Annotated in this window: 20 protein-coding genes and 1 other RNA gene; 10 read left to right on the top strand and 11 right to left on the bottom strand. The window is 61.9% G+C overall.

Going from position 1 to position 19427, the window contains the following annotated elements; genetic code table 11:
- Nucleotides 1–296: 296 nt before the first annotated feature.
- A complete protein-coding gene (groL, locus tag CR105_RS24380) occupies nucleotides 297–1946 on the bottom strand; it encodes a chaperonin GroEL (RefSeq protein ID WP_099793096.1) in 1650 nt (549 codons plus the stop codon).
- 49 nt (nucleotides 1947–1995) lie between these two features.
- A complete protein-coding gene (gene groES / locus CR105_RS24385; protein WP_099793098.1) occupies nucleotides 1996–2286 on the bottom strand; it encodes a co-chaperone GroES in 291 nt (96 codons plus the stop codon).
- Between the two features lie 360 nt (nucleotides 2287–2646).
- Between groES and CR105_RS24390 the strand changes: the two genes are divergently transcribed.
- The 6 genes from CR105_RS24390 to CR105_RS24415 all read left to right on the top strand — a co-directional run bounded on the left by CR105_RS24390 (nucleotide 2647) and on the right by CR105_RS24415 (nucleotide 5476).
- Nucleotides 2647–2880 (top strand): hypothetical protein, encoded by a 234-nt coding sequence (locus CR105_RS24390; RefSeq protein WP_099793100.1) that lies wholly within the window; start codon nucleotides 2647–2649, stop codon nucleotides 2878–2880.
- Nucleotides 2877–3188 (top strand): cell division protein ZapA, encoded by a 312-nt coding sequence (locus CR105_RS24395; protein WP_099793102.1) that lies wholly within the window; start codon nucleotides 2877–2879, stop codon nucleotides 3186–3188. The genes CR105_RS24390 and CR105_RS24395 overlap by 4 nt, the downstream gene beginning before the upstream one ends.
- Nucleotides 3189–3234: 46 nt before the next feature.
- Nucleotides 3235–3415, top strand: a non-coding RNA gene (ssrS, locus tag CR105_RS24400) — 6S RNA.
- A gap of 110 nt (nucleotides 3416–3525) precedes the next feature.
- Nucleotides 3526–3984, top strand: a complete 459-nt coding sequence (locus tag CR105_RS24405) for an EVE domain-containing protein (protein WP_099793104.1) — start codon at nucleotides 3526–3528, stop codon at nucleotides 3982–3984.
- 124 nt (nucleotides 3985–4108) lie between these two features.
- Nucleotides 4109–4552, top strand: coding sequence for a glycine zipper family protein (locus CR105_RS28545; RefSeq protein ID WP_180288303.1), 444 nt, complete (start codon nucleotides 4109–4111; stop codon nucleotides 4550–4552).
- Between the two features lie 111 nt (nucleotides 4553–4663).
- The gene (locus tag CR105_RS24415) at nucleotides 4664–5476 is read left to right on the top strand and encodes a sulfite exporter TauE/SafE family protein (RefSeq protein ID WP_099793106.1); all 813 of its coding nucleotides are present in this window, start codon (nucleotides 4664–4666) and stop codon (nucleotides 5474–5476) included.
- Here the strand turns inward: CR105_RS24415 and lgt are convergent.
- On the bottom strand, nucleotides 5473–6315 hold the full coding sequence (gene lgt / locus CR105_RS24420; RefSeq protein ID WP_099793108.1) for a prolipoprotein diacylglyceryl transferase: 843 nt from the start codon (nucleotides 6313–6315) through the stop codon (nucleotides 5473–5475). The two genes, CR105_RS24415 and lgt, sit on opposite strands and share 4 nt — an antisense overlap.
- The gene (locus CR105_RS24425) at nucleotides 6309–7211 is read right to left on the bottom strand and encodes a LysR family transcriptional regulator (protein ID WP_099793110.1); all 903 of its coding nucleotides are present in this window, start codon (nucleotides 7209–7211) and stop codon (nucleotides 6309–6311) included. The genes lgt and CR105_RS24425 overlap by 7 nt, the downstream gene beginning before the upstream one ends.
- A gap of 115 nt (nucleotides 7212–7326) precedes the next feature.
- On the opposite strand from CR105_RS24425, the gene ilvD reads away from it, so the two are divergent.
- Nucleotides 7327–9012, top strand: coding sequence for a dihydroxy-acid dehydratase (gene ilvD, locus CR105_RS24430; protein WP_099793134.1), 1686 nt, complete (start codon nucleotides 7327–7329; stop codon nucleotides 9010–9012).
- 107 nt (nucleotides 9013–9119) lie between these two features.
- On the opposite strand, the gene CR105_RS24435 is transcribed toward ilvD, so the two are convergent.
- Nucleotides 9120–9344 carry a TIGR04438 family Trp-rich protein gene (locus CR105_RS24435; protein ID WP_099793112.1) on the bottom strand — a complete coding sequence of 75 codons (225 nt, stop codon included), beginning with the start codon at nucleotides 9342–9344 and terminating at the stop codon, nucleotides 9120–9122.
- Nucleotides 9345–9530: 186 nt separating this feature from the next.
- On the opposite strand from CR105_RS24435, the gene CR105_RS24440 reads away from it, so the two are divergent.
- Complete coding sequence (locus tag CR105_RS24440) at nucleotides 9531–9839, top strand: c-type cytochrome (protein WP_099793114.1); 309 nt, start codon at nucleotides 9531–9533, stop codon at nucleotides 9837–9839.
- A gap of 223 nt (nucleotides 9840–10062) precedes the next feature.
- On the opposite strand, the gene CR105_RS24445 is transcribed toward CR105_RS24440, so the two are convergent.
- The 6 genes from CR105_RS24445 to folD all read right to left on the bottom strand — a co-directional run bounded on the left by CR105_RS24445 (nucleotide 10063) and on the right by folD (nucleotide 15999).
- Nucleotides 10063–11205 (bottom strand): branched-chain amino acid ABC transporter substrate-binding protein, encoded by a 1143-nt coding sequence (locus CR105_RS24445; RefSeq protein WP_099793116.1) that lies wholly within the window; start codon nucleotides 11203–11205, stop codon nucleotides 10063–10065.
- 210 nt (nucleotides 11206–11415) lie between these two features.
- A complete protein-coding gene (locus tag CR105_RS24450; protein WP_099793118.1) occupies nucleotides 11416–11955 on the bottom strand; it encodes a DUF2486 family protein in 540 nt (179 codons plus the stop codon).
- A complete protein-coding gene (locus CR105_RS24455) occupies nucleotides 11952–12377 on the bottom strand; it encodes a DNA polymerase III subunit chi (protein WP_099793120.1) in 426 nt (141 codons plus the stop codon). The genes CR105_RS24450 and CR105_RS24455 overlap by 4 nt, the downstream gene beginning before the upstream one ends.
- An 8-nt stretch (nucleotides 12378–12385) precedes the next feature.
- On the bottom strand, nucleotides 12386–12979 hold the full coding sequence (locus CR105_RS24460) for a glutaredoxin family protein (protein ID WP_180288304.1): 594 nt from the start codon (nucleotides 12977–12979) through the stop codon (nucleotides 12386–12388).
- A 49-nt stretch (nucleotides 12980–13028) separates the two neighbouring features.
- A complete protein-coding gene (locus tag CR105_RS24465) occupies nucleotides 13029–15119 on the bottom strand; it encodes a M3 family metallopeptidase (protein WP_099793124.1) in 2091 nt (696 codons plus the stop codon).
- A gap of 19 nt (nucleotides 15120–15138) precedes the next feature.
- Nucleotides 15139–15999 (bottom strand): bifunctional methylenetetrahydrofolate dehydrogenase/methenyltetrahydrofolate cyclohydrolase FolD, encoded by an 861-nt coding sequence (gene folD / locus CR105_RS24470; RefSeq protein ID WP_099793126.1) that lies wholly within the window; start codon nucleotides 15997–15999, stop codon nucleotides 15139–15141.
- A gap of 295 nt (nucleotides 16000–16294) precedes the next feature.
- Here folD and aceE point away from each other — a divergent pair, with 295 nt between their 5' ends.
- Together aceE and CR105_RS24480 are read left to right on the top strand one after the other, a co-directional pair.
- Nucleotides 16295–18991: a pyruvate dehydrogenase (acetyl-transferring), homodimeric type gene (gene aceE / locus CR105_RS24475; RefSeq protein ID WP_099793128.1), complete on the top strand. Its 2697-nt coding sequence runs from the start codon at nucleotides 16295–16297 to the stop codon at nucleotides 18989–18991.
- Nucleotides 18992–19098: 107 nt separating this feature from the next.
- Nucleotides 19099–19427: biotin/lipoyl-containing protein (locus CR105_RS24480; protein ID WP_307189655.1), on the top strand; the 329-nt coding region annotated here is incomplete at its 3' end.

The raw sequence follows: 19427 nt of genomic DNA on the forward strand, positions 1-19427 counted from the left end.
CTCTTTACTGTACTAGCACGGTTAGTACAGTAGCACCGCCATCTCTTACCGGTCAACAACTTTTGAATGCATACAATTTGGGGTCAGACCCGTTTGTTATTCGGCCAGAAGCGGTATTTTATCGCTTGTGTTCAATTCGCCGGTCCGGGCGCCGGAAGTAGTTTGCCCAAGAGGTGAATTGCCCGTTGAAGAAACGGGTCTGACCCCATTTTTTTAGTTGCGCGCAAAAAAATGGCCACCCGGAGGTGACCATTTTGGTGTTGGCGGGAAGCGCCGTGGCGCTTCCTGACGGGCAATTACATCATGCCGTCCATGCCGCCCATGCCGCCCATACCACCCATGCCGCCCATGCCGCCGCCAGCTTGCTTGTCTTCCGCCAGCTCGCACACCATCGCGTCGGTCGTCAGCATCAGGCCAGCGATCGAGGCTGCATTTTGCAGTGCCGAACGGGTGACTTTGGCTGGATCCAGAACGCCCATTTCGACCATGTCGCCGTAGGTGCCGTTGGCAGCGTTGTAACCGAAGTTACCCGTGCCAGCGAGCACTGCAGCAACCACAACCGATGGCTCTTCGCCGGCGTTTTGCACGATCATGCGCAGAGGCTCTTCCATCGCGCGCAAAACGATCTTGATGCCAGCTTCCTGGTCAGGATTGTCGCCCTTGACGGTGATGTTGGCACGCGCGCGCAGCAGCGCTACGCCGCCGCCAGGAACGATGCCTTCTTCAACCGCAGCGCGGGTAGCGTGCAGTGCATCTTCAACGCGGGCTTTCTTTTCTTTCATTTCGACTTCGGTGGCAGCGCCAACCTTGATCACTGCAACGCCGCCTGCCAGCTTGGCAACGCGCTCTTGCAGCTTCTCGCGGTCGTAGTCCGACGTCGCTTCTTCGATCTGCACACGCACTTGCTTGACGCGCGCTTCGATCGATTCCGGCTGGCCGGCACCGTCGATGATGATGGTGTTTTCCTTGCCGACTTCAATGCGCTTGGCCTGGCCGAGTTCTGCCAGCGTGACCTTTTCCAGCGTCAGGCCGACTTCTTCAGCGATGACCTGGCCGCCGGACAAGACAGCGATGTCTTCCAGCATGGCCTTGCGGCGGTCGCCGAAACCTGGCGCCTTGACGGCGCAAGTCTTCAGGATGCCGCGGATGTTGTTGACAACCAGGGTTGCCAGCGCTTCGCCTTCGATGTCTTCGGCGACGATCAGCAGCGGACGGCCAGCTTTTGCAACTTGCTCGAGTACCGGCAGCAGATCACGGATGTTCGAGATCTTCTTGTCGCACAGCAGGATGAACGGGTTATCCAGGATCGCGACTTGCTTTTCCGGATTATTGATGAAGTACGGCGACAGGTAGCCGCGGTCGAACTGCATGCCTTCGACGATGTCGAGTTCGTCGTTGAGCGACTTGCCGTCTTCAACGGTGATGACGCCTTCCTTGCCGACTTTTTCCATCGCTTCAGCGATGCGCTCGCCGATCGAGTAGTCCGAGTTGGCGGAAATGGCGCCAACCTGGGCGATTTCCTTGGTGGTCGTGCATGGCTTGGAGATCTTGGCCAGCTCTTCGACGGTGGCCAGGACAGCCTTGTCGATGCCGCGCTTGAGGTCCATCGGGTTCATGCCGGCGGCAACGAACTTCATGCCTTCGCGCACGATCGCCTGGGCCAGCACGGTCGCGGTGGTGGTGCCATCGCCGGCGTTGTCGCTGGTTTTCGACGCGACTTCCTTGACCATCTGCGCGCCCATGTTCATGAGCTTGTCTTTGAGTTCGATTTCCTTGGCGACCGAGACACCGTCCTTGGTCACGGTCGGCGCGCCGAACGAGCGCTCCAGCACCACGTTGCGGCCTTTAGGGCCGAGGGTGACTTTGACTGCGTTGGCGAGAATATTGACGCCTTCAACCATCTTGGCGCGCGCTGCGTCGCCGAATACTACATCTTTAGCTGCCATGTTTTTTCTCCGTTACTTGTGGAAATTTGTCGGAATGGGGGAAGACTGATTACTTGACCAGCACGGCCATGATGTCTTCTTCGCGCATGACCAGGAGTTCTTCGCCGTCGACCTTGACGGTCTGGCCGGAGTACTTGCCGAACAGGACGCGATCGCCAACTTGCACTTCCAGCGCGCGGACCTTGCCGTCGTCCTGGACTTTACCGTTGCCGACGGCGAGGATCTCGCCCTGGTCCGGTTTTTCGGCAGCTGCGTCAGGGATGATGAGGCCGGAAGCGGTTTTGGTTTCCTGGTCGAGACGCTTGACGATGACGCGATCGTGCAAAGGGCGAAGGTTCATGTAAAACTCCTTTAAAATCAATGGATTGACTGGCGCGCCGGAACAGCGTTGGCCGCTCCGGTCCTTCAAGTTGCCGCTCCCGCTGGGCGGTCTCGGCTTGAAAAGGTTGTTAGCACTCTCTGCCAACGAGTGCTAATTATAGGGACGATAAGGGCTATTTTCAAGAAGCTTATTTTGTTTATTTCATTAGGACAGTTGAGAAAACGCAAACCGGCGAGGTCATTAATCGCCGGAAGGACGCGCTGGCGCAATCCCGGCGGCGCGGTCCGGCTGATCGCCGAAACAATAATTTCCATCAATAGTCGGCGCTAACGTACTGAATCTGTTGACGGAAATTCGTTCGCAGTTCTATAGTTACGGATGATTTCTGAATTCCAAGAACTATCCGACAAAATCGACCGTCTCGCCGAGATGACCGCGGCGCTGCGCCGCGAAAACGCCGGCCTGCGCCACGCCAACGCCGTGCTCGCGGCCGAGAAGATCGGCTACCTCGGCTTGCTGGCCGAAGCGCAGCAGCGCGTCTCCGCTTTGCTCGACAAGATTCCGGCCGACGCCGGCGCCACCACCGCTCCCGACGACGAGGCTGCGCAATGATCCAACTCGATGTCACCATCATGGGCAACCCTTACCGGCTTGCTTGCAAGGAGGGCGAGGAGCGCACCCTGAAGGAAGCAGTCGCCTTCCTCGACGGCAAGATGTGCGCGGTGCGCGATGCCGGCAAAGTCAAGGGCAACGACCGCATCGCGGTCATGGCCGCTCTTAGCGTGGCCGCCGAATTCCTGTCGGTGAAGTCGCCGCAAGGACCGCTTTCCGAGATGTCGATTTTGGACGTCAGGCAAAAAATTGAGGCGATGCACACGGTATTGGACAGCGCCCTGACGCCGCAAGAAAATCTGTTCTGACCGGTCAAATTCGTTTGACTTGTGAGTTCATCGGAGTAAACTTCGTTCCACCCTGCGGTGTTCGCGATTGCCATATATTCCTTGAACCATTTATGTGCACCGGTTGCGGAATTTTGTTCGATGGGAGTGAGCGTCGCTAGTCCGACGAACCCGAAATTGAACTAACTGTGACCACCTTGAACCGTTTGGTTCGGGATGCCGGTAAAAACGGCACAGGCGGGGCTTTTATTTGTAAAAAGCGGTTGCTCACATTCGATGCGCAACCGTTTTTTTTGCGCGCGTTTTTTGTGCGCTGACTTTAAATGGCCGAATAACGGGGCCGCTGCGGGAGCGATACATGCGTTATTGGTTGATCAAATCCGAGCCCGATGAAGTCAGCATCGACGACGTGCTGGCCGCACCCGCGCACACGGTGGCCTGGTTCGGCGTGCGCAATTACCAAGCCCGCAATTTCATGCGCGACGACATGCGGCCGGGCGACCAGGCGTTCTTTTATCACTCCAGCTGCGCCGAGCCTGGCATCGCCGGCATCGTCGACATCGTCGGCGCCGCTTATCCGGATGCCACTCAGTTCGATTCCGCCAGCCCGTATTACGATCCCAAGGCAACGCAGGAACAGCCGCGCTGGATCAGCGTCGACGTCAAGGCGGTGCGCAAGACCGCGCTGCTGAGCTTGAAGGAGATGCGCACGATGCCGGAGTTGTCCGAGATGCGCCTGCTGGCCAAGGGCAGCCGGCTGTCGGTGATGCCGGTCGAAGCGGCGGAGTGGAAGTTCATCAAGAAGATCCTCAAGTAGAGGCGAGCGGTAGCGACCCCTTTTGCATCGTCGCGGACTTTTTCGCGCTGCTGCGCGATTGATCTAGCTCAAACTCTGCGCGCATCGCCCCGCCTAACCTTATTGATGATGGTAGGGGGTGATCATGCAAAAGCTTTCATTATCTTTGGTGGCCGCAGCATTGCTGACAAGCTGCGCGCAATTGCCGGTTGGGCCGACTGTCGCGGCGATGCCGGCGCCAGGCAAACCGTTCGAGGCCTTCATTGGCGATGACCAGCTGTGCCGCAACTGGGCCGCATCGACGGTCGGGCCGGGCCGCGATGTCGCCAACAACCAGATGGTCACCGCCACGCTCGCCGGCGCCGCGCTCGGTGCGCTGGCCGGTGCGGTTGGCGGCAACAGTGGCGATGCGGCCACTGGCGCCGTGGTCGGCACCGCCCTGGGCGCAGGCGCGGGTTCGGGCATGTCGTCGGGCACTGCGTGGACGGCGCAGCGCCGCTACGACATCGCCTATCAGCAGTGCATGTATGCAAAGGGCAATGTCATTCCAGGCTATTACCCGCAGCCTGCGCAGAGTTGGCCACGCTAGCCCGCGGCGACAACCGCGAGGCGTTCCAGGGCTGGACGCTGCACCAGGCCGGTGCACGGAGTAAAATGTTTCCTTCGGGCGCGGGCCCGCCCGACCTGAAGGATGACTCCGATGACCTGGACCGTGGTGCTTTCCTTGTGTGCCATGGGCGTCGTCGGCGGCTTTGCGGCCGGGCTGCTTGGCATAGGCGGCGGCATGATCCTGGTGCCGTTCATGACGATGGTGTTTACGTCGCTGGCGTTTCCTTCCCATCTGGTAGTGCACATGGCGATCGCCACCGGCCTGGCGACCATCGTGTTCACGTCGATCTCATCGGTGCGCGCACATCACATGCAGGGCGGGGTGCTGTGGCCGGTCGTCAAGCTGTTCACTCCCGGCATCCTGGTCGGCTCCTGGCTGGGACCGTGGGTCGCGCAGCAATTGAACAGCACCATGCTGGCGCTGTGCTTCGGCATTTTCGTGTTCGTCGCCGCCACCCAGATGCTGATCAACGCCAAGCCGCCCGCCAAGTACCAGCTACCGGGCACGGCCGGCATGTTCGCCGCCGGCGGCGTGATCGGCCTGGTGGCCGGGCTGGTGGGCGCCGGCGGCGGCTTCATCTCGATTCCGTTCATGACCTGGTGTAACGTGCGGATCCAGAATGCGGTTGCCACCAGCGCCGCGCTCGGCTTTCCGATCGCGCTGGCGGGCACCTTGGCCAACATCTATTACGGCCTGGGCGAGACCGCGCTGCCAACATATTCGCTCGGCTACATCTACCTGCCGGCGCTTGGCGTCATCGCCGCCGCCAGCATGGTCATGGCGCCGATCGGGGCGCGTACCGCGCACCGGTTGCCGGTGGCCAAGTTGAAGAAAATCTTCGCCATGATGCTGTACGCCCTGGCCATCTACATGCTGTGGCAGGCGCGTTCGCTGGCGAACTAGGCGTGCAGCGGGCGCTTCGCCTCGTTCGAATATGCCCATGCCAGCATGACGATGCCGCCGATAATCATCGGCAGCGACAAAATTTGACCTGAGGTGACCGGCAAGCCCACAACGGTGATCTGCCAGTCCGGCACGCGGAAGTATTCCGTGAAGAAGCGGGCGCAGCCATACAGCAGGGTGAACATTGCGCCGACCGCCAGCCGCGGGCGCGCCTTGCGGGCGAACAGCCACAGGATGGCGAACACCAGCAGGCCGTCGACCAGCATCTGGTACAGCGGCGATGGGTGGCGCAACCCTTCGAGAAACACCGGCACCGGGTGCAGCGCGTAATGCGTGTCCGGCCAGCGCATGGCCCACGGCAAGCTGGCGTCGGCCACGCGGCCTGGCAGTTCAGCGTTGATGAAGTTGCCCATGCGGCCTGCGGCGTAGCCGAGCGGCACCAGCGGCGCGATGAAATCGTAGACGTCGAGCAGCTTGCGTTTCGACTTGCGCGCCCAAAGCGCCATCGCGATCAGCACGCCGATGAAGCCGCCGTGGAACGACATGCCGCCATGCCACACCATGAAGATTTCCAGCGGGTTCTCGAGAAAGAACTTGGGCGTGTAGAACAGCACTTCGCCGAGGCGCCCGCCGATGATGACGCCGAGCACGCCGTAGAACAGCATGTCGTCGAGGTCATCCTTCTTCCAGCCTTGCGCGGCGATGTGCGGCTGGCGGATGCGCATCCGGCCGAGTGCGATGAACAGCGCGAACGCCAGCACGTACATCAGGCCGTACCAGTGCACGTCGACCGGGCCGATCGAGAATGCAACGGGGTCGGGCATCGGGTGGGTCAGCATAAAATGTTCTTTCTAAGTAAATCCAAAAAGCCCAGCAGCACGGGCGAGTGGTTGTCGCGGCGCCAGGCAAGGCCGGTTTCCACCAGCGGGGAATGGTCGTGCAGCGCCCGGTATTCTACGCCGGGACGCATCAGGTTCGACACCGATTGTGGCACAAGTGCCAAGCCCATGCCGGCCGACACCAGGCTGACGATGGTCTGCATCTGTATCGCCTGCTGGCCGATCTCGGGCGTCACGCCGGCGGCGTGAAAGCAGCCGAGGATGGCGTCGTGCAGCGCCGGCGCAATCGGCCGCGGAAAGATGATCAGCGGCAGCGGCGGCAAGTCCTTTAGCCAGACCGGGCCGCCGCCTTGCAACCCGGCCAGGCCGGCCGGCGCGGCCAGGATCAGCGGCTCGGACAGTACCTTCAGGTAGTCGAGCTCGACGCGTGCCTTGTCCGGCAGCGGCGGGATCAGCAGGCCGGCGTCGATGCGGTTGTGCAGCAAGTCGTCGACCTGCAGGTCGGAGGTCGCTTCCTGCAGCACAATTTGCACCTGGGGAAACTGCGCGCGGTAGGTGCGCAGGAACGGCGGCAGCACGCTGTAATCGGCCGAGGAGACGAACGCGAGCGCCAGGCGGCCCGATTCGCCGGCGGCGGCGCGGCGCACCAGTTCCGGCAGTTCGGCGGACTGGGCCAGCAAGCGGCGCGCTTCCGGCAGCAGCGCGGCGCCGGCCGGGGTCAGCGCGACGCCGCGGCGGCTGCGCACGAACAGCGGCGTGCCCAGCAGCTCCTCGAGGGCCTGGATCGTTTGCGACAGCGGCGGCTGCGTCATGTGCAATCGCGTCGCAGCGCGGCCAAAATGGAGTTCTTCGGCGACAGTGGCGAAATAGCGCAGTTGTCTCAAGTCGATATTCATTGCAGTCTTAAAATCGTCGATTGATATGTTTTTCAACTCACAGGCACGATCATACTGTATTTGACTTGGCATGGCTGGCAAGGCATTCTGCAACATCGCTTACCAGGAGTTCACCATGGCAGACCAGCCTCGCTACAACCGCCGTTCCCGCAACATCACCGAGGGCGTCTCGCGCAGCCCGAACCGATCGATGTACTACGCGATGGGATACGAGGAGGCCGATTTCTCGAAGCCGATGATCGGCGTTGCCAACGGCCACTCGACCATCACGCCATGCAACTCGGGGCTGCAGAAGCTGGCCGACATCGCCATCGCGTCAATCAAGGCAGCGGGCGGCAATCCGCAGGTGTTCGGCACGCCGACCATCTCGGACGGCATGTCGATGGGCACCGAAGGGATGAAGTATTCGCTGATTTCGCGCGAAGTCATTGCCGACTGTATCGAAACGGCCGTCAACGGCCAGTGGATGGATGGCGTGGTGGTGATCGGCGGCTGCGACAAGAATATGCCTGGCGGGATGATCGCGATGGCGCGCACCAACGTGCCGAGCATTTATGTGTACGGCGGCACCATCAAGCCGGGTAACTGGAAGGGCAAGGACCTGACCATCGTGTCGGCCTTCGAGGCGGTGGGCGAATTCACCGCCGGGCGCATGTCGAAGGAAGATTTCGACGGCATCGAGCGCAATGCCTGCCCGTCGGCCGGTTCGTGCGGCGGCATGTACACCGCCAACACCATGTCGTCGTCGTTCGAGGCGCTCGGCATGGCGCTGCCGTACTCGTCGACGATGGCCAATCCGGACGACGAAAAGGTCGGCTCGGCGGCCGAGTCGGCGCGCGTGCTGGTCGAAGCCGTCAAGCGCGACCTCAAGCCGCGCGACATCATCACCCGCGAGTCGATCGAGAACGCGGTGTCGCTGATCATGGCGACCGGCGGCTCGACCAATGCGGTGCTGCACTACCTGGCGATCGCCCACGCAGCCGAAGTGGAGTGGACGCTCGACGACTTCGAGCGCGTGCGCCTGAAGGTGCCGGTCATCTGCAACCTCAAGCCGTCCGGCCAGTACGTGGCGACCGACCTGCACAAGGCCGGCGGCATTCCGCAAGTGATGAAGCTGTTGTTAGACGCCGGCATGCTGCATGGCGACTGCATCACCATCACCGGCCAGACCATCGCCGAGCAGCTGGCCGATATACCATCGGTGCCGGATCCGAAGCAGGACGTGATCCGCACCATCGACAAGGCGCTGTATGCGCAGGGCCACTTGGCGGTGCTGAAGGGCAACCTGTCGCCGGAAGGCTGCGTCGCCAAGATTTCGGGCCTGAAAAATCCGGTGATCACCGGGCCGGCGCGCGTCTTTGACGACGAGTACACGGCAATGGATGTGATTTTGGCCGACGGCATCAAGCCGGGCGACGTGCTGGTGTTGCGCTACCTGGGGCCGCAGGGAGGTCCGGGCATGCCCGAGATGCTGGCGCCAACCGCGGCGCTGATCGGCAAGGGGCTGGGCGAGTCGGTCGGGTTGATCACGGACGGCCGCTTCTCCGGCGGCACCTGGGGGATGGTGGTCGGCCACGTCTCGCCGGAAGCCTATCTGGGTGGCACGATTGCGCTGGTGGAGGAGGGCGACTCGGTGACGATCGATGCGCACCAGCAGCTGATCCAGCTAAACGTGGCTGATGAAGAGATCGCGCGGCGCCGTGCGCTGTGGAAGCAGCCGGCGCCGCGTTATACGCGTGGCGTGCTGGCCAAGTTTGCGAAACTGGCCTCGTCGGCCAGCAAGGGCGCCGTCACCGACTGACGACGCCGAGTGTGACTGCAACGGGGGCCAGACCTGTGACTCGGCGTCCCCGTCTCGGCGTCCCCGACTCGGCGTCCCCGACTCGGCGTCCCCGTCTGACCCCCTTGTTATTTGCGCTTGTCGAACGTTTGCTTGATGCGGTCCTTGCGACGCTGCTCGTCGACGTTGTGTTCTTTCTTCTTGTCCAGGCCGAGCATCTTTTCGATGAACTCGAACCAGATGAACGCGAACAGCATCAGGCCGATGATGTACCACCACGATATCTCGGCAAAGCGCCAGACCTCGAAGAAACGTAGTCCGACCAGTAGTGCAATGATGATAATCAGTGGCATTGAGAACTCCTTTTCATCCCTGCATCTTACAAACATTTCGGTGTCATAGGGCAATTAATCGCAACGTAACGACGAGGCTGTGGTCAACCCTCCGCACCTGCCGCGCGTTAATTGTTACAGTCGCCTTGTTTCACCTTTTCGGAAACACGGTAGAATGTATTTCTAAGTAGTCACACTGGAGAAAAAATGAAACGCTCAATGATGCTGTGCATGGTTGTAACGGCCCTGGCTTCGACTTCCGCGATGGCAAATGCCGACTTGGCAAAAGCGAAGAACTGCATGGCTTGCCACGCTGTTTCCAACAAGCTTGTCGGACCAGCATATAAAGACGTCGCAGCGAAGTACGCCGGCCAAAAAGATGCCGAAGACAAACTCGTCGGCAAGGTCCTCAAGGGTGGTTCGGGCACATGGGGAGCGGTCCCGATGCCGGCCAACCCGCAGGTCAGCGACGCCGAAGCGCGCACCCTGGTCAAATGGATTCTCGCGCAGAAATAACATTCTTCGCCCCAAACGAAAGCGCGCCGACCGAAGTCAGCGCGCTTTTTTTATTCCGGGTGCGTTCCGTTCTTAATACGGTATTTCTGACAAACGCTTGCCGTTTAAACGGGTCTGACCCAGGTTTTGGAGCAATTAAAAATTGGGGTCAGACCCGTTTTTTGTTAGGTTTTCGGAGTCGGCGCGTGCCGATTAAACGGGTCTGACCCTGGTTTTGGGGCAATTAGCGGACGACTTCCATCTTTGTCTTCTTGCCGCCCTTGTAGGTGAACAGGGTCAGCGAGCCGTCCTTGATGTCACCGAAGTTGTCGAACTGGATCAGGCCGGTGACGCCCTGGTACTTGATCTTCTTCAGCTCAGGCAGGTACTTCACAGGATCGGCCGACTTGGCATTCTGCATCGCGGTCGCCATCGTCATCACGGCGTCGTAGACGTACGGCGCGTAGATCTGGACGTCGGCGTTGTACTTCTTCTTGTAGCGGGCAACGAAGTCGGTCATGACTTTTTCTTGCGCGCCGGTCACGCCGCCGGCTTCGGCGCAGGTCACGGTCCCTTCGCCGATGCCGTCGCCAGCCAGACGCGCCAGCGCTTCGGTGCAGATGCCGTCGCCGCCCATGAACTTGGCAGTGATGCCGAGCGCTTTCATTTGCTTGAGCATTGGGCCGCCGACCGAATCCATGCCGCCGAAGAAGATCAGGTCAGGCTTCTTGGCCTTGATCGAGGTGAGGATGGCGGTGAAGTCGGTTGCGTTGGCGTTGGTGAATTCCTTGCCGACGATTTTGACGCCAGGCATTTTGGCCTTGGCACCTTTGACGAACTCGTCAGCCACACCCTGGCCATAGGCGGTGCGGTCGTCGATTACGGCAATGTTCTTGGCGCCCAGCTTCTCGACAGCGTAGCGGCCCAGCGTGCCGCCGAGCTTGTTGTCGTTGGCAACGACGCGGAACGCACCCTTGAAACCTTGCTTGGTGTAGGTCGGGATCGTGGCCGATGGCGAAATCTGCGGGATGCCGGCATCGTTATAGATGCGCGACGCCGGCACGGTGGTGCCCGAATTGAGGTGGCCGACCACGCCGTTGACTTTGGCGTCGACCAGCTTCTGCGCCACTGCGGTGCCTTGCTTCGGATCGGCAGCGTCGTCTTCGTTGAGCAGCTGCAACGTCACTTTTTTGCCGTTGATCATGAAGCCTTTGGCGTTCAGCTCCTCGACGGCCATCTTGGCGCCGTTTTCGTTATCTTTTCCCAGGTGCGCGCTGGCGCCCGAAATAGGCGCCACATGGCCGATCTTGACAATTTCCTGCGCGCCGGCGGTGCCGGCAAACGCCATTGCGATGGCTACTGGGATGAGCTTCGTTGTGAACTGCATGTGGCATTCTCCAAAGGGATTGATGAGGACAACAGCGCTCGTGACGCCATATTGTAATTTTTGCGTAGGGCAAAAGGTACAACAAATTGCAACGTTCGCAAAGGGGTAAACGTGCCGAATGGCAGTTGGGTGGACGTGTTCTGTCGGGCCGGCGCATCATTTTTGTAAGCAGATGCAAGCCCAGGTGGCGCCGGCGACCCCGGCCGGGGCCTATTTCTTCGGCGTCTGCAGCTGCGCCAGCTCGTCGCCGACGGCGCCGGTGACGATCTTTTCGATGGATTGCTGCAAGCCGCTGCGCAGCTCGTCGGTGATGCCGGCGACTGCGCCCTCGAGTATTTTTTCCAGGCTCGCGCGCACGCGCTGGTCCAGCATGGCGTCGATCTGGTCGTGCAATTGCGTAAGGATGCGTTCGCTAATACGCTGTTCCAGCTCGGCCCATTGCGGCTCGCCCTCAGCGGCAACCGGCGGCTCCTGAGCCACTTCAGCGACCTCGACGAACTCAACGGTATCGACCACCTCGGCCGCCAGGATCTGCTCGGCGACCTCCGTCATCTCGGCGTCCAAAACTTCCTCGGCCACCTCACTCTCCAGGACCATCTCGGCGACTTCAGGCGGCTCGGCATCGACGACCTCCTCAGCGACCTCAGCCGGTATGTCGGGTTGTGCCTGCGCTCCTTTCTCGACAGGCCGATCCTGGAAAACCTCGGTCAACACCGGGATGCTGGCGTCGAACGCCGGGTTCTTGATCATGACTGGCCTGCCACGAAGTGGGTCAATGGATAGGATTGCTGTTTGTACGCGACATAGCGGATGCGGCCGGCGGCCGCGTCTTCCTCGTCGGTGGAAATAATTTCGAACACGCGCTGGAAACGGTCGACATTGGCCGGCGTGCGCCGCGTCAGGTTGACCAGCATGTCGCCATGCGGAAAGTCGGCCTGGTCGCTGTCGGTGACGATGATCGGCGTCTGCGGCGCCAACGCGTCGCCGGCCATCACGTGCGGCAGGAAATCGGTCTCCGACACTGTCCACAGCGCTTCGTTAAGGCTGGCTGCCTGGCCCGCATCCTCGGCCAGCAGCACCAGCTTGCCGCCGGCGGCGTACGCTTTGCGCGCAAGCCGGCAGGCATAGCTGAGCTTGTCGGCAATATTGGTATGGAAGTCGATCCGGGTCATCGGCGTGCTCAAAACTTGAAGCCGGGCGGGGTGTCGGGCGGTACCTGGCGGGGCGGCGGTGCTTCCCGCGGCAGCTCGGGCACCACGTCGCGCGCCAGCGGCCGCGGCGGTGGCGCCGGCGCGGCCGGTTCTGCCGGCGGATTATTGTAGCCAGATGGCAATCTTCCGCGCGAGGGATAGGCAGCCGCAGTTAGTGCCGCATTCCAACCGGAGGCCTCGAAGCCAACCCGCCTGGCGCCGCCCACCAGAAGCAGCGGCACCTGGGTCGATCCACCGGCCTCGTTGAGCTTTTGTTGGTCGTCATTCGAGGAAACGGTTTTTTCGGTGAACGGGATACCGCGCTGCTGCAGCAAGGCACGGCCCTGGTCGCACGGCAGGCATGGCGACCCGGTGTACAGCACGACCGGGCTCTTCCTTGCAGCCTCGGCCAGCGCGTACGGCAACAGCACGCCCTGGGCGCTGCGCGGCGTGGTTTTGCGCTCGACCTTGGCAACGTTGCCCGGTGGCGGCTGGTCGCTGAAATGCACGACGCCTTTGGCATCGGTCCACTTGAACATTTGCGCACCGGCGCCGGCCGTGCACAGCAGCAAGACCAACCCCACGTTCAATTTCCTCATCGACTGCATACACTCTCTCGTCGGCAAGCCCCCATCAGGAACTCATGCCGCTATGGCGAAGCAAGGCGTCGATGCTCGGCTCGCGGCCGCGGAAGGCCTTGAACGATTCGAGCGCCGGACGCGAGCCGCCCACCGCAAGGATCTCTTGCTGAAAGCGCTTGCCGGTTTCTTCGGACAGGGCGCCGCCTCCCGCCGCGACCGCTTCTTCGAAGGCGGCGTAAGCGTCGGCGGACAAGACTTCGGCCCACTTGTAGCTATAGTACCCGGCAGCATACCCGCCGGCAAAAATATGTCCGAAAGAGTGTTGGAATCGGTTAAATGCGGGCGGCATCATGACGGAAAACTTCTCGCGTACTTCGTTGATCAGCTGCTGCACCGACTGGACGCTGGCCGGATCGTAGTCATAATGCAAATGCATATCGACCAGCGAAAACTCGACCTGGCGCAGTGTCTGCATGCCCGACTGGAAGTTTTTGGCTGCCAGCATCTTGTCGTACAGCGCACGCGGCAACGGCTCGCCCGTCTTGACGTGCGACGTCATGTGTTGCAACACTTCCCATTCCCAGCAGAAGTTTTCCATGAATTGCGACGGCAGTTCGACCGCATCCCACTCGACGCCGGAAATGCCCGATACCGAGATTTCATCGACCTGGGTCAGCATGTGATGCAGCCCGTGGCCGAACTCGTGGAACAGCGTTGTCACCTCGTCATGCGTAAACAGCGATGGCTGCAACACGCCGTCGACGGTGGCCGGTGGCGTGAAGTTGCACGTCAGGTAGGCGACCGGCGTTTGCAAGGTGCCGCCGGTTTCCAGGCGCCGCCCGCGGGCGTCGTCCATCCAGGCGCCGCCGCCCTTGCCGGCGCGCGCGTACAGGTCGAGGTAGAACTGGCCGATCAGCTTGCCGTCGCGCTCGATGCGGAAGAAGCGCACGTCCGGATGCCACACCGGCGCGCTGTCGGGCGCGATGCTGACGTTAAACAGTGACTGCACCAGGTGGAACAGGCCGTCGATGACCTTCGGCTCAGGGAAATATTCTTTCACTTCCTGCGCCGAGAACGCATAGCGCTGCTCGCGCAGTTTTTCCGACGCGTAGGCGACGTCCCAAGCTTCCATCTGCTCGATGCCAAGCTGCTCCTTGGCGAACGCGCGCAGTTCGGCCAGGTCTTTTTCGGCGAACGGCCGCGCGCGGCGCGCCAGGTCTTCGAGGAACTCGATCACGTGCTCCGGGCTTTGCGCCATTTTCGGCACCAGCGACACCTCGGCGAAGTTGCGGTAGTCGAGCAGCTTGGCTTCCTCGTCGCGCAGTTTGAGCAAGGTGGCAATGTTGTCGGTGTTGTCCCACTTTTGCAGCTCGCTGAAGACGGTGCCCATTTCCGATGCCTTGGTCGAGCTGGCGCGGTAGATGGTTTCGCGCAGTTCGCGCTTGTCGGCAAATTGCAGGATCGGGAAGTAGGAAGGGAAGTGCAAGGTGAACTGCCAGCCGGCCTTGCCGTCCTTTTCGGCGGCAGCGCGCGCGGCCTGCTTGACGTCGTCCGGCAAGCCGGCCAGGTCGGCTTCGTCGTCGACGATCAGCTTGTAGTCGTTGGTGGCGTCGAGCACGTTTTCGGAAAAGCGCGTCGACACCGCGGCGTGCTGCTCCTGGATGTCGGCGAAGCGCTCCTTTTTTTCGGGCGGCAGTTCGGCGCCGCCCAAGCGGAAGTCGCGCAGCGCGTTGTCGATGATTTTTTTGCGCGCGAACGACAGGCCGACGTACTCGGGACTTGCCTTGATGGCCTTGTACTTGGCAAACAGCGCTTCGTTTTGCGCCAGCGCGGTCCAGAACTCGGTGACCTTCGGCTGTGCTTCGTTGTAGGCAGCGCGCAGCTCGGGCGTGTCGACGACGTTGTTGAGATGGTTGACCACGCCCCAGGCGCGGCCCAGTTTTTCGGTGGCGTCTTCGAGCGGGACGACGAAGTTTTCCCACGTCACATTGGCCGACGGCGCCTCGAGCTCGGCGACGACCTTGGCAGCGTGCGCGATCAGTTCGTCGATGGCCGGCTGCACCTGTTCGGGCTGGATGGCGTCGAAGCGCGGCAGGCCGGAAAAATCGAGCAGGGGATTGGCAGTGTTGTTCTCTGTGTTCATGGGCACTCCTCAGTATTAGTTAGACGCGGCCGCGCGGTTCGCGTTCCGCCGCTTCCACGGTATTCATCAGCAGCATGGTGATCGTCATCGGTCCGACCCCGCCTGGCACCGGCGTGACGTGCGAGGCGACTTCGCCCACGCCGGCAGTGTCGACGTCGCCGCACAGCTTGCCGTTGTCGTCGCGGTTCATGCCGACGTCGATGACGATGGCGCCCGGCTTGACCATGTCGGCCGTCAGCGTATTGCGCCGGCCGACCGCGGCGACGACGACGTCGGCCTGGCGCGTGTGGTAGGCCAAGTCCGGTGTCGCGCTATGGCATATGGTCACGGTGGCGTTCGCTTGCAAGAGCAACAGCGCCATCGGTTTGCCGACCGTGTTGCTGCGCCCGATGACCACCGCGTGCTTGCCGCGCAGGTCGACGCCGGTGCTTTCGATCAGTTTCATGCAGCCGTACGGGGTGCATGGGCGGAAGCCGGGCAGGCCGGTCATCAGTTCGCCGGCCGACAGCACCGAGTAGCCATCGACGTCCTTGGCGGTCGAAATGGCTTCGATGACCTTGTGCGGGTTGATATGGCGCGGCAGCGGCATCTGCACCAGGATGCCGTGAATGGCGGCGTCGGCATTGAGGGCGGCGATGCGCTCGAGCAGCGCCGCCTCGGACAGGTCGGCGTCGTACTTTTCCAGGGTCGAATGAAAGCCGACGTCGGCGCAGGCCTTGACCTTGTTGCGCACGTAGACCTGGCTGGCCGGGTCTTCGCCGACCAGGATTACGGCCAGTCCCGGCTGCTTGCCGCGCGCGCTCAGCGCGGCGGCGCGCGACGCGATTTCGGCGCGCAATTGTTGGGAAAGGAGGACTCCATCGATCAGTTGGGCGGGCATGGTAGGGGCTAAGAGCAGAAGGGAAACAAGATTATAAAGCCGCTGCCGCTATCGCGCGCCCCCATTCCCGGAACGTCCGCATATTCCTATATAAACATATTTCAAAAACGGGCAACCGCAGGTCTTCGCCGCGAAGTGGATTTCACAATACGAAATGGCTTATCGTAATTTGAAATTATCAGGAAGTGCTGTTAGAATCCTCACACTACAGCAGAGTATTAGTAAATAATCAGGTAAAAACCGTCCGCCGGCGAACCGCGACCTGGCAGGGCCACCACAAAAGGAGACGCATTACATGTCAGCTCAACTCGACCAGTTGACGGCCCAGGCCGCCAATGATCCGGACACCCTCGAAACCCAAGAATGGCTTGAAGCGCTCGAAGCGGTCATCGAAAACGAAGGACCCGAGCGGGCCCACTACCTGATGGAGCGCCTGGTCGACCTGGCCCGTCGGCGCGGCGCCCACATTCCGTTCTCCAGCAATACCGCCTACGTCAACACGATCCCGGCCCACCTCGAACAGCACTGCCCCGGCAACCTCGAATTCGAAGAGCGCCTGCGCTCGTGGATGCGCTGGAACGCGATGGCGATGGTGGTCAAGGCCAATCGCGTCGATGGCGACCTTGGTGGCCACATCTCCAGCTTCGCGTCGCTGGCCAACATGCTCGGCATCGGCTTCAACCACTTCTGGCACGCGCCGACCGAAGACCACGGCGGCGACCTGCTGTACATCCAGGGCCACTCGTCGCCCGGCATCTACGCCCGCGCCTACCTCGAAGGCCGCCTGACCGAAGACCAGCTGCTCAACTTCCGCCGCGAAGTCGACGGCAAGGGCCTGTCGTCGTACCCGCACCCGAAACTGATGCCGAAGTTCTGGCAGTTCCCGACCGTCTCGATGGGCCTTGGGCCGCTGATGGCCATCTACCAGGCGCGCTTCCTGAAGTACCTGCACGCGCGCTCGATCGCCGACACCGGGAACCGCAAGGTGTGGGTGTTCTGCGGCGACGGCGAGATGGACGAGCCGGAATCGATGGGCGCGATCGGCATGGCCGCGCGCGAGCGTCTCGACAACCTGGTGATGGTGGTGAACTGCAACCTGCAGCGCCTCGACGGCCCGGTGCGCGGCAACGGCAAGATCATCCAGGAACTCGAAGCGGACTTCCGCGGCGCCGGCTGGAACGTCATCAAGGTTATCTGGGGCCCGGGCTGGGACGAGCTGCTGGCCAAGGACAAGAACGGCATCCTGCAGCGCGTGATGATGGAAACGGTCGACGGCGAATACCAGAACTACAAGGCCAAGGATGGCGCCTACGTGCGCAAGAACTTCTTCGGCAAGCATCCGGACCTGCTCAAGATGGTCGCCAACATGACCGACGACGACATCTGGCGCCTGACGCGCGGCGGCCACGATCCGCACAAGATCTACGCCGCCTTCAAGCTGGCGCAGGAAAACAAGGGCACGCCGACTGTGCTGCTGGTTAAAACCGTCAAGGGCTTCGGCATGGGCAAGTCGGGCGAGGCGCGCAACACCGCGCACCAGACCAAGAAGCTCGACGACGAAGCGATTCGCGAAATGCGCGACCGCTTCGCCATCCCGATCCCGGACGACCAGCTGGCCGACATCCCGTTCTTCAAGCCGGCCGCCGACGCACCGGAAATGATCTACCTGCACGAGCGCCGCAAGGCACTCGGCGGCTACCTGCCGCAGCGCCGTCCGCAGGCTGACGAGACGCTGGTGGTGCCGCCGCTGACCGCGTTCCAGAACGTGCTCGACGCCACCGCCGAAGGGCGCGAAATCTCGACCACGCAAAGTTTTGTCCGCATCATCTCGACCCTGCTGCGCGACCCGAGCCTGGGCCAGCGCATCGTGCCGATCCTGGTCGACGAATCGCGCACCTTCGGCATGGAAGGCCTGTTCCGCCAGATCGGCATCTTCAACCAGCAGGGCCAGTTGTACGAGCCGGTCGACAAGGACCAGGTGATGTACTACCGCGAAGACAAGGCCGGCCAGATTCTGCAGGAAGGCATCAACGAAGCGGGCGGCATGAGTTCGTGGATCGCCGCGGCGACGTCGTACTCGTCGAACAACCGCGTCATGATCCCGTTCTACACCTTCTACTCGATGTTCGGCATGCAGCGCATCGGCGACCTGGTATGGGCCGCCGGCGACATGCGCGCACGCGGCTTCCTGATGGGCGGCACGGCGGGGCGCACGACGCTCAACGGCGAAGGCCTGCAGCACGAAGATGGCCACAGCCACGTGTTCGCCGCGACGGTACCGAACTGCATGCCGTACGACCCGACGTTCGCGCATGAAGTGGCGGTGATCGTGCATGACGGCCTGCGCCGCATGGTGACGAACCAGGAAGACGTGTTCTACTACATCACGCTGATGAACGAGAACTACTCGATGCCAGGGCTGCGCCAGGGTACCGAAGAAGGCATCCTGAAGGGCATGTACCTGCTGCAGGAGGGACCGGCAGAAGCGAAGCAGCGCGTGCAGCTGATCGGTTCGGGCACGATCCTGCGCGAGTCGATCTTCGCCGCCGAACTGTTGATGAACGACTGGGGCATCGCGGCCGACGTCTGGTCCGCACCGTCGCTGACGATGGTGGCGCGCGACGGCGTCGATTGCGAACGCTGGAACCTGGTCAACCCGACCGCGGCGCCGCGCGTGCCGTACCTGACGCAGCTGCTTGCCGGCACCAGCGGGCCGATCGTCTCGACGACCGACTACGTGCGCCAGTTCTCCGACCAGATCCGCGCGTTCGTGCCGAAAGGGCGCAGCTTCACCACGCTCGGCACCGACGGCTTCGGCCGCTCCGATTCGCGCGTCAAGCTGCGCGAGTTCTTCGAGGTGAACCGCTACTACGTGACGGTGGCGGCGCTGAAGGCGCTCGCCGACGACGGCATTGTTGCGCTGTCGACGGTGGCCGAGGCGGTGGCCAAGTACAACCTCGATCCGAACAAGCCGAATCCGGTGACGCAGTAAGCTGCCCCCGGCCGTCATCCTTGCGATAGCGGGGATGGCGACTCGCGAGATAGTGGTGGAATCGCGCGCTCTCTTCGCAAAAAAACGAACAATAACGGAGTCATGCTATGAGCATAGTGGAAGTCAAGGTCCCGGATATCGGCGACTTCAAGGAAGTGGAAGTGATCGAGTTGATGGTCAAGCCGGGCGACACCATCAAGGTCGACCAGTCGCTGGTCACGGTCGAATCGGACAAGGCGAGCATGGAGATTCCATCGTCGCATGCCGGCGTCGTCAAGGAAATCAAGATCAAGGTCGGCGACAAGGTCGCTGAAGGCTCGCTCGTGCTGGTGCTGGAGACCGCGGACGCCGCTGCGCCGGCTGAAGCGCCTGCCGTGGCGGCGCCAGCGCCCGCCGCCGCCGCCGCCGCCGCCGCCGCCGCCGCCGCCGCCGCCGC

This window comes from Massilia eurypsychrophila, assembly GCF_002760655.1.
Classification (GTDB): domain Bacteria; phylum Pseudomonadota; class Gammaproteobacteria; order Burkholderiales; family Burkholderiaceae_D; genus JAFCUW01.

Bases quoted from the DNA above. Each gene is read 5' to 3' on its own strand.
- groL (WP_099793096.1), bottom strand. From the start codon at position 1,946: ATGGCAGCTAAAGATGTAGTATTCGGCGACGCAGCGCGCGCCAAGATG.
- groES (WP_099793098.1), bottom strand. From the start codon at position 2,286: ATGAACCTTCGCCCTTTGCACGATCGCGTCATCGTCAAGCGTCTCGAC.
- CR105_RS24390 (WP_099793100.1), top strand. From the start codon at position 2,647: ATGATTTCTGAATTCCAAGAACTATCCGACAAAATCGACCGTCTCGCC.
- CR105_RS24395 (WP_099793102.1), top strand. From the start codon at position 2,877: ATGATCCAACTCGATGTCACCATCATGGGCAACCCTTACCGGCTTGCT.
- CR105_RS24405 (WP_099793104.1), top strand. From the start codon at position 3,526: ATGCGTTATTGGTTGATCAAATCCGAGCCCGATGAAGTCAGCATCGAC.
- CR105_RS28545 (WP_180288303.1), top strand. From the start codon at position 4,109: ATGCAAAAGCTTTCATTATCTTTGGTGGCCGCAGCATTGCTGACAAGC.
- CR105_RS24415 (WP_099793106.1), top strand. From the start codon at position 4,664: ATGACCTGGACCGTGGTGCTTTCCTTGTGTGCCATGGGCGTCGTCGGC.
- lgt (WP_099793108.1), bottom strand. From the start codon at position 6,315: ATGCTGACCCACCCGATGCCCGACCCCGTTGCATTCTCGATCGGCCCG.
- CR105_RS24425 (WP_099793110.1), bottom strand. From the start codon at position 7,211: ATGAATATCGACTTGAGACAACTGCGCTATTTCGCCACTGTCGCCGAA.
- ilvD (WP_099793134.1), top strand. From the start codon at position 7,327: ATGGCAGACCAGCCTCGCTACAACCGCCGTTCCCGCAACATCACCGAG.
- CR105_RS24435 (WP_099793112.1), bottom strand. From the start codon at position 9,344: ATGCCACTGATTATCATCATTGCACTACTGGTCGGACTACGTTTCTTC.
- CR105_RS24440 (WP_099793114.1), top strand. From the start codon at position 9,531: ATGAAACGCTCAATGATGCTGTGCATGGTTGTAACGGCCCTGGCTTCG.
- CR105_RS24445 (WP_099793116.1), bottom strand. From the start codon at position 11,205: ATGCAGTTCACAACGAAGCTCATCCCAGTAGCCATCGCAATGGCGTTT.
- CR105_RS24450 (WP_099793118.1), bottom strand. From the start codon at position 11,955: ATGATCAAGAACCCGGCGTTCGACGCCAGCATCCCGGTGTTGACCGAG.
- CR105_RS24455 (WP_099793120.1), bottom strand. From the start codon at position 12,377: ATGACCCGGATCGACTTCCATACCAATATTGCCGACAAGCTCAGCTAT.
- CR105_RS24465 (WP_099793124.1), bottom strand. From the start codon at position 15,119: ATGAACACAGAGAACAACACTGCCAATCCCCTGCTCGATTTTTCCGGC.
- folD (WP_099793126.1), bottom strand. From the start codon at position 15,999: ATGCCCGCCCAACTGATCGATGGAGTCCTCCTTTCCCAACAATTGCGC.
- aceE (WP_099793128.1), top strand. From the start codon at position 16,295: ATGTCAGCTCAACTCGACCAGTTGACGGCCCAGGCCGCCAATGATCCG.